Source organism: Streptococcus sp. HMSC062B01 (assembly GCF_001811085.1).
GTDB classification, from domain to species: Bacteria; Bacillota; Bacilli; order Lactobacillales; family Streptococcaceae; genus Streptococcus; species Streptococcus gordonii.
In genome coordinates this window covers 297,203-309,886 of sequence record NZ_KZ672806.1, presented here as the reverse complement: position 1 = coordinate 309,886, position 12,684 = coordinate 297,203, and the positions used below count along the sequence as shown (strand labels likewise).

The 12,684-nt window shown below is 40.4% G+C and carries 14 protein-coding genes and 1 pseudogene; all 15 read left to right on the top strand.

Features of this window, described 5'->3' with window-relative positions; translation table 11 throughout:
* Positions 1-37 precede the first annotated feature (37 nt).
* A complete protein-coding gene (locus tag HMPREF2780_RS10300; protein WP_105026566.1) occupies positions 38-2,026 on the top strand; it encodes an ABC transporter permease in 1,989 nt (662 codons plus the stop codon).
* 122 nt (positions 2,027-2,148) lie between these two features.
* A complete protein-coding gene (locus HMPREF2780_RS10295; protein WP_061598864.1) occupies positions 2,149-3,546 on the top strand; it encodes an amino acid permease in 1,398 nt (465 codons plus the stop codon).
* 195 nt (positions 3,547-3,741) lie between these two features.
* Positions 3,742-4,167: a GNAT family N-acetyltransferase gene (locus HMPREF2780_RS10290; protein WP_061598866.1), complete on the top strand. Its 426-nt coding sequence runs from the start codon at positions 3,742-3,744 to the stop codon at positions 4,165-4,167.
* Between the two features lie 15 nt (positions 4,168-4,182).
* Positions 4,183-4,647: a GNAT family N-acetyltransferase gene (locus HMPREF2780_RS10285; protein WP_061598867.1), complete on the top strand. Its 465-nt coding sequence runs from the start codon at positions 4,183-4,185 to the stop codon at positions 4,645-4,647.
* 76 nt (positions 4,648-4,723) lie between these two features.
* Positions 4,724-5,383 (top strand): annotated as a pseudogene (locus tag HMPREF2780_RS10280) (hypothetical protein).
* Positions 5,384-5,489: 106 nt separating this feature from the next.
* The gene (locus HMPREF2780_RS10275; protein ID WP_061598869.1) at positions 5,490-6,188 is read left to right on the top strand and encodes a TipC family immunity protein; all 699 of its coding nucleotides are present in this window, start codon (positions 5,490-5,492) and stop codon (positions 6,186-6,188) included.
* A gap of 469 nt (positions 6,189-6,657) precedes the next feature.
* Complete coding sequence (locus HMPREF2780_RS10270) at positions 6,658-7,623, top strand: hypothetical protein (RefSeq protein ID WP_061596709.1); 966 nt, start codon at positions 6,658-6,660, stop codon at positions 7,621-7,623.
* A 134-nt stretch (positions 7,624-7,757) separates the two neighbouring features.
* A complete protein-coding gene (locus HMPREF2780_RS10265) occupies positions 7,758-7,994 on the top strand; it encodes a DUF2829 domain-containing protein (protein WP_002899859.1) in 237 nt (78 codons plus the stop codon).
* Positions 7,987-8,685, top strand: a complete 699-nt coding sequence (locus tag HMPREF2780_RS10260; RefSeq protein ID WP_061596677.1) for a 3-oxoacyl-ACP reductase — start codon at positions 7,987-7,989, stop codon at positions 8,683-8,685. Before HMPREF2780_RS10265 ends, HMPREF2780_RS10260 begins: the two co-directional genes overlap by 8 nt.
* Before the next feature lie 4 nt (positions 8,686-8,689).
* On the top strand, positions 8,690-9,448 hold the full coding sequence (locus HMPREF2780_RS10255; RefSeq protein WP_061584937.1) for a GNAT family N-acetyltransferase: 759 nt from the start codon (positions 8,690-8,692) through the stop codon (positions 9,446-9,448).
* Positions 9,445-9,792, top strand: coding sequence for a DUF7716 domain-containing protein (locus tag HMPREF2780_RS10250; RefSeq protein WP_061584936.1), 348 nt, complete (start codon positions 9,445-9,447; stop codon positions 9,790-9,792). Before HMPREF2780_RS10255 ends, HMPREF2780_RS10250 begins: the two co-directional genes overlap by 4 nt.
* Before the next feature lie 50 nt (positions 9,793-9,842).
* Entirely contained in the window at positions 9,843-10,292 is a 450-nt protein-coding gene (locus HMPREF2780_RS10245; protein WP_046165337.1) for an ASCH domain-containing protein, read from the top strand.
* Between the two features lie 86 nt (positions 10,293-10,378).
* Positions 10,379-11,758 carry a bifunctional UDP-N-acetylglucosamine diphosphorylase/glucosamine-1-phosphate N-acetyltransferase GlmU gene (gene glmU / locus HMPREF2780_RS10240; RefSeq protein ID WP_060553332.1) on the top strand — a complete coding sequence of 460 codons (1,380 nt, stop codon included), beginning with the start codon at positions 10,379-10,381 and terminating at the stop codon, positions 11,756-11,758.
* A gap of 8 nt (positions 11,759-11,766) precedes the next feature.
* On the top strand, positions 11,767-12,318 hold the full coding sequence (locus HMPREF2780_RS10235) for an NUDIX hydrolase (RefSeq protein ID WP_060553333.1): 552 nt from the start codon (positions 11,767-11,769) through the stop codon (positions 12,316-12,318).
* Positions 12,319-12,329: 11 nt separating this feature from the next.
* Positions 12,330-12,638 carry a cell wall synthase accessory phosphoprotein MacP gene (gene macP, locus HMPREF2780_RS10230; protein ID WP_020992595.1) on the top strand — a complete coding sequence of 103 codons (309 nt, stop codon included), beginning with the start codon at positions 12,330-12,332 and terminating at the stop codon, positions 12,636-12,638.
* Positions 12,639-12,684: the final 46 nt, after the last annotated feature.

Genomic DNA, 12,684 nt, shown 5'->3' with positions numbered 1-12,684 from the left:
GATACTTTGACTGTCATGGCAAGTGAGGTGGGTGCTCATGATTAGATTAACCGGTAAGCTTGCGCTTTCCAATCTTGTAAAAAATCGCAAGTTGTATTATCCATTTGCCCTTGCGACCTGTCTGGCAGTAGCTATTTCCTACATCTTTTTCTCTCTGACCTTTAATCCCCATTTGGCAGAAATGGCTGGAGCGAGTGCCGTTTCCATGGTCTTGGCTCTAGGATTAATTATTGTTAGTATTACCACATCTATTATTGTTTTTTATGCCAATAGTTTTCTCATTAAAAATCGGTCCAAAGAATTAGGGCTCTATAGTATGCTGGGGCTGAATAGATTTCATCTCTTCATCATGATGATCATAGAGTTGATAGTCTTTGGGCTGGTGACACTCATAATTGGTCTTGGGCTAGGTCTCTTGTTTGACCAGTTGATTTACGCTTTATTGCTGAAAATCATGGATCTGAAGGTTGTTTTGACTTCAACTTTTCAACCTCTAGTACTATTCCTAGTCACTTTCTTCTATGGCTTTGTATTTTTCTTCTTGATGATTAAAAATGGCTTGTATTTGAGAAAATTAGATGCCCTCCAGCTCGTCAAGGAAAAAAATAGTGGTGAAAAGAAAAGTCGCTTCCTAGGACTGCAAACCATTTTAGGTTTAGCATCTCTTATTTATGGTTATTACTTGGCATCAGGAGTAACCAATCCCATAGCAGCAATCCTTGTGTTCTTTGTTGCAGTTCTCTTTGTCATTTTAGGAACGTATCTTCTCTTCAATGCTGGAATCACGAAATTTTTACATTTCTTACAAAAGAGAAAAAACTATTATTATCAGCCCAATAATATGATTTCGGTGTCCAACTTGATCTTCCGAATGAAAAAAAATGCTGTTGGTCTGGCAACAATTACAATCTTGTCAACCATGGTTCTGGTGACCTTGTCTGGCGGTGCTAATATCTATGCTGGTGGAGAATATATGCAAAATGCCATGTTCCCTCATGATATCAGCCTACAAGGAAAGGGTGTGAATGGTCAGCAAATAGATCAAGTCTTGACAGAGTTTGCTCAAGAGCAGAACTTATCAGTGACTAAAAAAGCTGTCTATCAGTACTATACTATGGGAGTCAAAAGTCTAAATGGCAATCAGCTGGACTTATACCCAAGTACTCAAAAAGCAGTAGCGCCCAATATCTATATCTTGGCTGTCTCTGAAGCGGTTTATCAAGACATGACTGGAAAGTCACTTAATCTTGGAGAAAATGAAGTGGCAGTATTCCAACAAGGTTTGAAACTGCAAGATCAAGAAACGCTGACAATCGCTGACCAAACTTTGAAAATCAAGAAAGTATTAAAAGAAGACTTTATTTTTGGTCATTTACCAGATCAGATGAATATGATTGTTCCCGGGAAAATCTATATGGTGGTGAAAGATCCAAGTAAGATCTTCGCTGGCTTGATGGAAAAATATGCTGTCAATAGCAACTATTACGGAGGTCTGAATCTGGATCTGCCAAAAGACCAGCAAAGTAAATTGAGAGACGCCTATCAAGAAAAGCTCAGCACCTATAATACAACCCTGCCTGAAAATCATGCTGTCTATGGATCAATTTCAACCTCTGATAAGCAAGAAATCAAGGGGATGCTGGGAGGTATGTTCTTTATCGGAATCTTCTTATCTGTCGTCTTTATGCTTGGAACTGTACTCATTATCTATTACAAGCAGATATCTGAAGGTTATGAAGATCGAGATCGCTTTGTGATCCTGCAAAAGGTCGGTTTAGATGAAAAACAAATCAAGCAAACCATTCGTAGACAGATCTTGATAGTTTTCTTCCTACCTTTGGCCTTTGCCTTTATCCATCTAGCCTTTGCTTACCATATGCTAAGCCTCATCTTATCAGCTCTTGGAGTACTCAATGCTAGCTTAATGTTGGCAGTAACCTTGGGAGTCTGTGCAATCTTCTTTATCAGCTATATTATTGTCTTTGCGATTACATCACGTAGCTATCGCAAAATCATTTCAATGTAAGAAGTTGGGAATTTCCCAACTTCTATTTTTATGGATGGAAGCAAAGTCAAAAGTGATGTTGCTATTTCTAAATACGGAAACTTGTGATATAATGAACCGTCTATATTTTGGAGGAGATGGTGATGGATATTTTTCGTAAAAAAGATGTCAGCAAGTCTAGGACTGGGATGAAAAGACATCTAAAGATTCACGATTTGATTTTATTAGGAATTGGAGCTATGGTGGGAACAGGGATTTTCACTATCACAGGGATTGGAGCAGCCAATTATGCTGGTCCGTCCTTGATTATTTCGATTATCATTTCAGCGCTTTGTGTGAGCATGTCAGCTCTTTTTTACGCTGAATTTGCTTCTCGCATTCCGGCCAATGGTGGGGCTTATAGCTATATCTATGCTGTCTTCGGTGAGTTTCCGGCATGGATTGCTGGCTGGCTGACTATTATGGAATTTATGACTGCTATCTCAGGTGTTGCTTCTGGCTGGGGATCCTATTTAAAGGGGCTATTGAGTGGCTTTGGCATCCAGCTCCCTACTGCCTTAAATGGCACCTTTAATCCTAAAGAGGGGACTTATGTAGATCTCTTGCCTATCTTGGTTTTACTTTTTGTCACCGCAGTTGTCTTGTTAAATTCTAAAGCTGCTCTGCGCTTTAACTCAGCCTTGGTAGTTCTGAAATTTTCAGCTTTAGCACTTTTTGTTATTGCAGGTCTTTTCTTTATCAAGCCAGAAAATTGGTCTAACTTTGCTCCTTTTGGTTTTGGTGAGATTTATGGCGGGAAGGTCGGTATTATGGCTGGGGCTTCGCTCATGTTCTTTGCCTTTCTAGGCTTTGAGTCCATTTCTATGGCGGTCGACGAAATCAAGGAACCTCAAAAGAATGTTCCGCGTGGGATTGTCCTGTCCTTAACCATTGTGACCATTCTTTATATTTTGGTGACCTTGGTCCTGACAGGGATTGTTCACTATACTAAGCTTAATGTTTCAGATGCGGTAGCCTTTGCTCTTCGCAGTGTTGGCCTTGGCTGGGCGGCAAATTACGTTTCAGTTGTGGCGATTCTGACCTTGATTACCGTTTGCATTTCCATGACCTTTGCCCTGTCTCGAATGATCTACAGTATTGCGCGTGATGGTCTCTTACCTCGATCATTTAGACAGTTGACCGAGACAAGTCGGGTACCAAAGAATGCAACGATTTTAGTAGGGATTGCGTCAGCTGTTTGTGCGGGTATTTTCCCCTTGGCTAGTATCGCATCTTTCCTCAATATCTGTACCTTGGCCTATCTAATTTTATTGGCTCTTGCCATTTTGAAATTACGCAAAGATAAAGGGATGCCCCAAGCAGGTGAGTTCAAGACTCCTTTTGTTCCGGTATTGCCATTTTTATCTATTATCATCTGCCTGTCCTTTATGACCCAGTATACTAGGGAAACCTGGCAAGCTTTCGGTATTGCTTTACTGGTGGGGAGTCTGATTTATTTTGCATATGGCTACAAGCATTCTGAGATTTATGCAGATCATTAATTTTTATCACAGAAATATTAGACAGAGCCGTTTGTAGCTCTGTCTTTTTTGACAGAAAAATCAGATTGATATGAGAAAGCAAAAGTTTTCCAAATAGAATCTTTCGTCTAAAGAAAATCGGAAGAAGAACGGTCACCTGAAGACAGCAGGGAAGGCTACTTTTCTGATATAATAAAATGTAAAACGAGGTGACAAATGATTCGTAAAGTAAAACTAAGTGACGCCGCAGCCATTCAGCGACTTAATGCTGAGAGTCTAGGATATGATTTTGATAGGGAAGAGACGGAGGCTCAACTGAAGAGACTGCTAGAGACTGACCAGCATTTGATTTTGGTAGCTGAAGAAGATGGACAGGTCATAGGTTACGCTCATGCGGCTAGCTACGACTGTCTCTATTTCCCGTCCTTGCTCAATCTCTTAGCTTTGGCCGTCGCTCAGGATTTTCAAGGGAAGGGACATGGCAGAGCGCTGATGCAAGCTTTGCGTGAAGAGGGAAAAGCAGCAGGCTACACAGGAATTCGGATTAATTCAGGCATTTCCCGCACATCAGCCCATAAATTTTATCGTAGTCTTGGCTGTAGCGAAAAAGCAGATCAGAAACGATTTTATTGGGAGTTTTAGAGAAAAGAGGAGTAGATGATGATTGAACCACTAACCCAGCAGCATGCTTTAGAAATTGCTAATGACTGGCATTACGAGGCGCCCTATGATTTTTATGATATGAAAAATGATTTGGAAGATTATGAAGAAATAGTCTCCCCAGAAGCGCGTGGAGACCGTTATTATCAAGTCCTGAGAGAAGGAGAACTTTATGGATTTTTCTGCTTGGAGCAGAAAGGAGAGCGAAATTTGGAGCTTGGTTTGGGCATGAAGCCGGAGCATTGTGGAAAAGGTCAGGGCGCTACATTTTTGCAGGAAATTCTGGACTTTATCATAGAAAATTTTGAGCCCCAAGTCATAAGTCTATCAGTGGCTGACTTCAATCACCGAGCCCAGCAGCTTTATCTCAACATGGGCTTTGAAGTGGTGAGGCGCATTCCGCAAGAAAGCAATGGCGATATTCATCTATTTGTGGAGATGGAGAAAAACGCCGATTCTTAGATCATCTTTCAGAAGCAAGATAAGATAAAATTGAACTTTCTGATTATAAAGATGTTTTAAACTGTGGTGATTTTATATGAGAAAAATAATTTTTATTGGACAGAGCGGTGATAAGGCCGTTTACTATAACACGCGAACAAAACAGGCTCTGGTAGCCGATAAGAGTGTTTTGTTGAATACGGAAGGGGCTAGAAAGACTAATAAGGCCATTATTCCTTTGATGTTGGTTTTTGCGTTATTTGGTGGAGGGGTTGGACTTGCTATTTTTTCCTTTACTTCTCCATTTAGATTAAACGAGAGGATGATTCCAATTATTTTACTAGCTATATTTTTAGTTTTTGTTGGAAGTATTTATATGTTAGAAAAAGCCTTGTATAAAAATGTTCGTTCCACAGTTTTAGCAAGCGAGGAACAGTTTAAAGATGCGGTGAATGGAAATTTATTTTGGGAAGGATTTTCCGATAAGAAAGCAACATTAGGTAAAATTTTCTTTTTCTTGTTTGTTATCTTGGTTCTTCTGTTTTGTTTAGGAATTGTGAGTCTATTTGGAATACCAGGAATGCTCATTCCCTATTATGAACATAAATGGTTTGATCTTTCATTATTATTTTCACCAATAGCAGGGGTGCTTCCAGCTGTGGTCGTAATTGCTCTGTTCTAAAACAACCCTATCCGCTGGTTCTTAGCTGTGCGAAAGTATGAACAGGGGAAAGTGATATTTAAGGAAGAGAAGTGAGAGGAGGATAGGATGAAAGATAGATACTTATTTTTCTGCTTCTTCCGGCCCTAATGGTATTAGGAGATACAATACAATGATTTGATCACAGAAGGAGTAAACTAATATGAAAAAAATTATCCTAAGTCTCTTCGCCCTCCTTGTAGCAGGTCTCAGTGTCTTTGGTTTTCTGAGATATCGAGACTATGACCCCCTAAAAAACCCAATTGATGAAATCTATTATGCGAGTGTTCATTATAAAAATATTCTGGGATTACCAGATATGAGTAAGATTATAAGAAGTAATACGGCTTATGTGGGTGAGCCGGCCTGGATAAATTATCATCGGGAAAAACCTAGACTAGCTAATGGAGAAAAGTTACGATTATATGTTAATTCCGATGGCCTGCTTGCTGTTCTGTATAGTAAAAAGTTATCAGGAGATACTTATCTCAATGTTGACTATGTATATGAGGACAACTTCGTTAAACAAAATGTTTCCATTGCTTTCTCCAAAGTTTCGGATTTTACTGTTCAAGAGTTAATTGACCAAGCGAAAAAAATGGGATATGTTGAAACTGCTAGTGAGATATATCGCTTTAATGGAATGGAAGAGCCCCCGCGTAAGAGTCTAGTGTCAAAAGAGGAAATATTGGACTATCTGAAGGATTACGATATTGATCAGGCTTGGTTGGCAACAAAATCTGATCAAATTCTCTACACCTATTTTCTAGATATTTGGTTTAAAGAGGGAAGTCAGCGTTATTCCAAAGAAAATATGGGGAATTTGAAAGTGAAATACTCGGATACCATAGGGAAAGAGTGAGTATGCCATACAGAATTTAATAAGTTCCTTTAACTAAAAAAAGTTATACAGTTTTTCGATGCAAAGTTGAATTATCATAAGACAGTGTAGCTCTTAGAGGATATTAATACGAAATTGAAATAGATCGGCTATCGCTATATTTCAGTTAGAATCGGTATGCTATTTTCCCCTTGTTTGAATTGGTTTACAATCAAAATGATTTACTGATTGACAGAGTGGTAATTTTTGGGGAACTCGAATGCGTAAGAGATTTTGATCTGATAGTTTTCTCTCTCAAGACTGGTATAATATCTGTAGAGACATTGAAACACTTTCTACTCCCTATTTTGCTAATGTAATTGGGAATTTCTTATCAACATCTATGATGAGATCAGACATGATGAAATTGAACTTTCTGATTATAAAGAAGTTTGTAACTGTAGTGTTTGATATGAGGAAAATAATTTGTTAAGCAGAAGAGGTACACTAGATGACAAAAAATCTGAATAAGATATGTAAATTTATTATTTGTTTAATATCTATATTGTTTATTTCAGCTTGTTCTTCAAAAGAGAAAAATGAGAAATCAAGTAATAAAAAAGAATCTTATCAATATACAATTTATAATGCTAATGCAGATATTCAAAATGTTGAATTTATTAATAATAAAAACGGCATCGTTGTTGAATGGAAATTTGATGAAAACGAACGTAAAGAATCAATTGCGTCTCCAGATTCATCAGATTGGGTTAGGGTGAATTCAAATTATTTGGTTAGGCACAGGGAGCGAGTGAGAGGGGTTGTTCCGTCTAAAAAAATGAAGTCAGATGAATACGCCTATCTAGATATCTTTGATTTAACCAATAAAAAAGCTACTAAAAAAGAAGTTGACGTTTGGAAATTGATGGTCAACTATTTAAAAAATGACAATATTGAGTTGCATGGGACCTTACCAACCCTTAGAAGAATAGGTGACAACGACTATGTTGTACTTTCAATAACTGAACAGAAAAAATATCGATATTTTTTACTAAATTTAAAAAACCTTAAAATAGATGCTGAGAAAACTGAGCAAGAGTTGAATGAGAAAAATAAAATAGATCTCATGTTGGACACGAAAGAGGCTCTTAGAGCAGGTGTGGAACCTTTTGATAATGGATTTTGGAAATCTGAAGATTATAAGGGGGATATCAATTTAAGAAATTCTAACTCGTCAGCCTTCAAACTATTTTCCAAAAAGGACAGCTTCGCTTATAAGGTAATTCAATCAGAGAATGGGGCCATTACAAATGGTAAGGAGCTCATTGAACTCGAAACAGAATTTTTGAAAACAGGAGTATCTGTTTATGATGAATTATACTTGCCGGGTAAGTGGAGCACTGAAGGGCAGGACACAAAAATCATGAGCTATGAAGATATTCAGAAATATTATAATGGCAAGTTTGGAGCAGAATAATGAGCACAATCTTGGGCAAAATTTCATATCTCAACCAGAGAACCAAATTGCCAAGAGCAATCATCGTCTAATATAATTACTAATGCTAAGTAGTAAATTTGTAAGTAAATATCAATAAAACAAAGGAGAAAACCATGACATTTGAAGAAATTTTACCAGGCCTTAAGGCCAAGAAAAAATATGTGCGTACAGGCTGGGGCGGGGCGGAAAACTACGTCCAGCTCTTTGACACGATTGAGCAGAATGGGGTGGCTCTTGAAGTGACACCATATTTTCTCATCAATGTTTCAGGTGAGGGGGAGGGCTTCTCCATGTGGAGTCCGACTCCTTGTGATGTTCTTGCGACAGATTGGGTGGAAGTAGATGACTAAGACAGTACTAGTGACGGGGGTTAGCTCTGGTATTGGTAGAGCTCAAGCCCAGAGCTTTTTGGAAAATGGCTACCGGGTTTACGGGGTGGATAAGGATGAAAATCCTGGCTTTCTAAATGAGCTTCGTTTTGTCAAGTTGGATTTGACAGGTGATTTGACGCCACTCTTCACCAGCTTTCCCGAGGTAGACATCCTCTGCAATACAGCAGGAATCTTGGACGATTATCGTCCTCTGCACGAGACCAGCGATGAGGACTGGGATCAGATTTTTGCGCTTAATCTGACCGCTACCATGAAAATCACCCGCTTTTACCTGCAGAAAATGCTGGAGAAAAAGTCCGGTATCATCATTAATATGTGTTCGATTGCTAGCTTTTTGGCTGGCGGAGGCGGTGCTGTCTATACGGCCTCTAAGCATGCTCTGGCAGGCCTGACCAAGCAGATAGCCTTAGACTATGCGGATAAAAATATCCAAGTCTTTGGCTTGGCACCAGGCGCTGTTAAGACAGCCATGACTGCCGCAGATTTTGAACCAGGCGGACTAGCTGACTGGGTTGCTGATGAAACGCCGATCAAGCGCTGGCTAGACCCCCAAGAAGTGGCTGACGTTAGTCTCTTTCTAGCTAGTGGTAAGGCAGCTGCTATGCAGGGCGAGATTATCAAAATTGACGGCGGCTGGAGTTTGAAGTAAGTAAATGAAGAATGCGAACAATGAAAATGCGAAGAATCTTTTCCAATCCTGGACCAAAAACATGGTTCACTATGGCTTATCTGCTGGTCTAGGGCAGTTCTTTATGAACGCGCCTGAGACATCCTGCCTTTACCAACTAGGAAATTTCCTCTTTCCGGCTGGTCAGGTGGATCCGAATTTGTGGCAGGAATTTAGTAAAAAATATAGTTTAGCTGACAAGGTCATTATCTCTGAGGAGCCCAGTTGGCAAGAGTTTCTGGATAGTAAGAGTGAGTTGCAGCAGTTTACTCGCTACGCTTTTGCGGACAGGGCTTCCTTTGACACAGAGCCCTTGGAGAAATGGCAGAGCAGTCTACCAGTAAACTACCAACTTTGTCTAATCGATGTGATGAGTTATGAGCGTTTGGCTGAGGAAGTCTGGTCTCAGGATTTGCAGGGTACCTTTTCCGATTTTGACCATTTTCAAGTGTCGGGTGGCTTTGGTTTTTTAGTATATTCAGGAGAGGAAATCATCGCTGCTGTATCGACAGGATTAGTCTATCGTGGAGCCCTTGAGATTGAAATTGCTACCAAGCCAGCCTACCAAAGGCAGGGCTTGGCCAAAATCTTGGGTGCCCAGATGATTCTAGAAGCTCAAAAACGCTCACTCTTTCCTCTCTGGGATGCGCACAATGAAGCTTCCAAGAAGGTTGCAGAAAGCTTGGGCTATCAGTGTCTAGGAGCTTATCCGGCTTATGAATGGAAAGGGACTTTTGACCAATGAAGAAAAACCAAACCTATAACTTAAAAGATATCATGGAGGCTGTGAAATCAGAAAAGCTAGATGATGATTTCTGTTTGTATGCTAAGGAAAATGGAGAACTGAATTTTCAGGACAGCTACTTGCTTGCTGATTATCCTCAAGTAGTGGACAATAAGGATGTTTATCCTAGACAAGTAAGGGAGCAAGAGCTGGAGCTGATTTATTACGGTGAAGATTTTGCGGATGTTCTCTTGTCAGTCATGGAGCAGAAAGCAGAAGCGACTGATCAAGAGTGTTTACAGGCTCTGCTTTACTATTATGAGCATGATGACTTTATGGATTTTGATAAAGATACAGTTTTGTAGGAAGATTTTTTATAAACAATAATTTTCATTTTAGAAAGACAGGAGAAGTGATGACTCCAAAAGAAATGTGGCAGGCATACAAGAAAATCAATCCAGAGATTGGCGACGAGATTGACGCCTGGGCTTTCGGTGCTTCGGCAGATGAGCTTGCCGACTTAGTGCTATGTGGTGAGAAGACAGCGACGTCTTCGGCCTATGAGCTCTATAAGCTTGAAAATGAGCCCTTGCCTCAGGCAGGAAGCTTTGATGTCATTTTAGACAGTCAGGAAAAGGCTGTTTGTATCGTTGAAATCACCAAAGTCTCTGTTTTACCTTTTAATGAGGTTTCAGCTGATCATGCCTTTAAGGAAGGAGAAGGAGATAAATCCTTGGCATATTGGCAGCAGGTCCATCAGGCATTCTTCACAGAGTGTCTAGCGGAAGCTGGTTTGGAGTTTTCCCAAGAAATGGGTGTCGTCTTAGAAGAATTTCGCAAGGTCTATCCCTTGAATGAAGAGTAGTGTTTATTTTGAATTCGCATAGTATTTTTAAAAATTTTCTTTTAGTGGTATAATAATGGTACTATCTTACAGAAAAGAGTTGTTTTATGACAAATTACGCGATTATTTTGGCTGCGGGTAAAGGTACTCGCATGAAGTCGGATTTACCAAAGGTACTGCACAAGGTGGCAGGAATTTCTATGCTAGAGCATGTTTTCCGCAGTGTCAATGCCATTAATCCAGAAAAGACCGTGACAGTTATCGGTCACAAGGCCGAGCTGGTGGAGCAAGTCTTGGCAGGTCAGACTGAGTTTGTTCGTCAGACTGAGCAACTGGGAACGGGACATGCCGTTATGATGGCAGAGCCTGTTTTGGAAAATCTGACGGGTCAGACGCTAGTCATTGCTGGCGACACTCCCCTGATTACAGGAGAAAGCTTGAAAAACCTGATTGACTTCCATATCAACCACAAGAATGTTGCGACCATTTTGACAGCAGAAGCAGACAATCCTTTTGGCTACGGCCGTATCGTTCGCAACCAGCACGGAGAAGTTTTGAAAATTGTTGAGCAGAAGGATGCTTCTGACTTTGAGCAGCAGATCAAGGAAATCAATACTGGGACTTACGTCTTTGACAATGCTCGACTCTTTGAAGCCCTCAAAAATATCAATACCAATAATGCCCAAGGTGAATACTATATTACGGATGTGATTGGCATTTTCCGCGAAAATGGAGAAAAAGTCGGCGCTTATACGCTCAAAGACTTTGATGAAAGTCTGGGGGTTAATGACCGGGTAGCTTTGGCTACAGCTGAGAGTGTCATGCGTCGTCGGATTAACCAGCAGCATATGGTCAACGGTGTCAGCTTTGTCAATCCAGATGCGACCTATATCGATGTGGATGTGGAAATTGCGCCTGAAGTTCAAGTTGAAGCAAATGTGACCCTGAAAGGTCAAACCAAAATTGGGTCAGAGACGATCCTGACCAATGGTACCTATATCGTGGACTCTGTCATTGGAGAGCGGACTATTATCAACAACTCTATGATTGAAGAGTCAAGTGTGGCAGATGGAGTGACGGTCGGGCCTTACGCTCACATTCGTCCAGGTTCTAGTCTGGCCAAGGATGTCCATGTTGGCAACTTTGTAGAAGTTAAAGGATCGTCAATTGGAGAAAATACCAAGGCTGGTCATTTGACCTATATTGGAAACTCTGAAGTTGGTGCTAATGTAAACTTTGGTGCAGGTACGATTACGGTTAATTATGATGGTCAGAAGAAATACAAGACTATCATTGGCGACAATGTCTTTGTCGGTTCCAACTCGACCATTATTGCTCCAGTTGAGCTAGGTGACAACTCATTGGTCGGTGCAGGTTCTACTATTACGAAGGATGTGCCAGCAGATGCAATTGCTCTGGGACGTGGCCGTCAGATTAACAAGGAAGATTATGCTAAGCGTCTTCCTCATCACCCTCAAAATAAGTAGGTTTAATCATGGAATTTGAAGAAAAAACCGTCCAACGGACGGAGATTTATCAGGGACCGATTTTTAAAGTGGTTCAGGACCAGGTAGAGCTGCCAGAAGGGAAAGGCCAGGCACAACGAGATTTGATTTTTCATAATGGAGCGGTGGCTGTGATTGCTATTACTCCTGAAAATAAGATGATCCTCGTTAAGCAGTACCGCAAGGCTATTGAGGCAACTTCTTATGAAATTCCAGCTGGTAAGCTAGAAGTGGGAGAAAATGCAGATCCGCATGCAGCTGCCCTTCGAGAATTAGAAGAAGAAACTGGTTACACAGGTCAGCTAGAGCTAGTTTATGATTTTTATTCTGCTATTGGTTTTTGCAATGAAAAGATTAAGCTATATAAAGCTAGCCAATTGACAAAAGTAGAAAATCCTCGTCCTCAGGACGAAGATGAAACCTTGCAACTTTTTGAAGTCAGTCTGGAGGAGGCACATCAGTTGCTGCAAAACGGTGACATCTGCGATGCCAAGACCATCATGGCTCTTCAATATTGGGAAATGCAGGAAAATCAAAGATAGGGGGAAAACCTATGGGAAGACCTTTATTAACTGATGAAATCATCGAGCGGGCTAACCGTGGTGAAGTCATATCGGATCCTCCTCTCGTGGATGATGAGGAAACTAAGATTATTAGAACTGATCAAGGAAGATTTGGTTATGCTACACCGCAAGGAGAGTTTAATCAGGACACCATGCAAATTGAAGTTGATCGGGAAGTTGTGAAAAGCCGACGCATTGAAAATCAGAAGCGAGGGGTCTTTCAAGCTAAACTCAATAAAATTTTGTTGTGGATTATTCTCCTGTTGGTGGTTTTGATTGCAGCCATTATTTGGCTATAAAAATAAGCGATAAGCCTAAGGCTTTCGCTTTTTTAGAAAAGGTTGG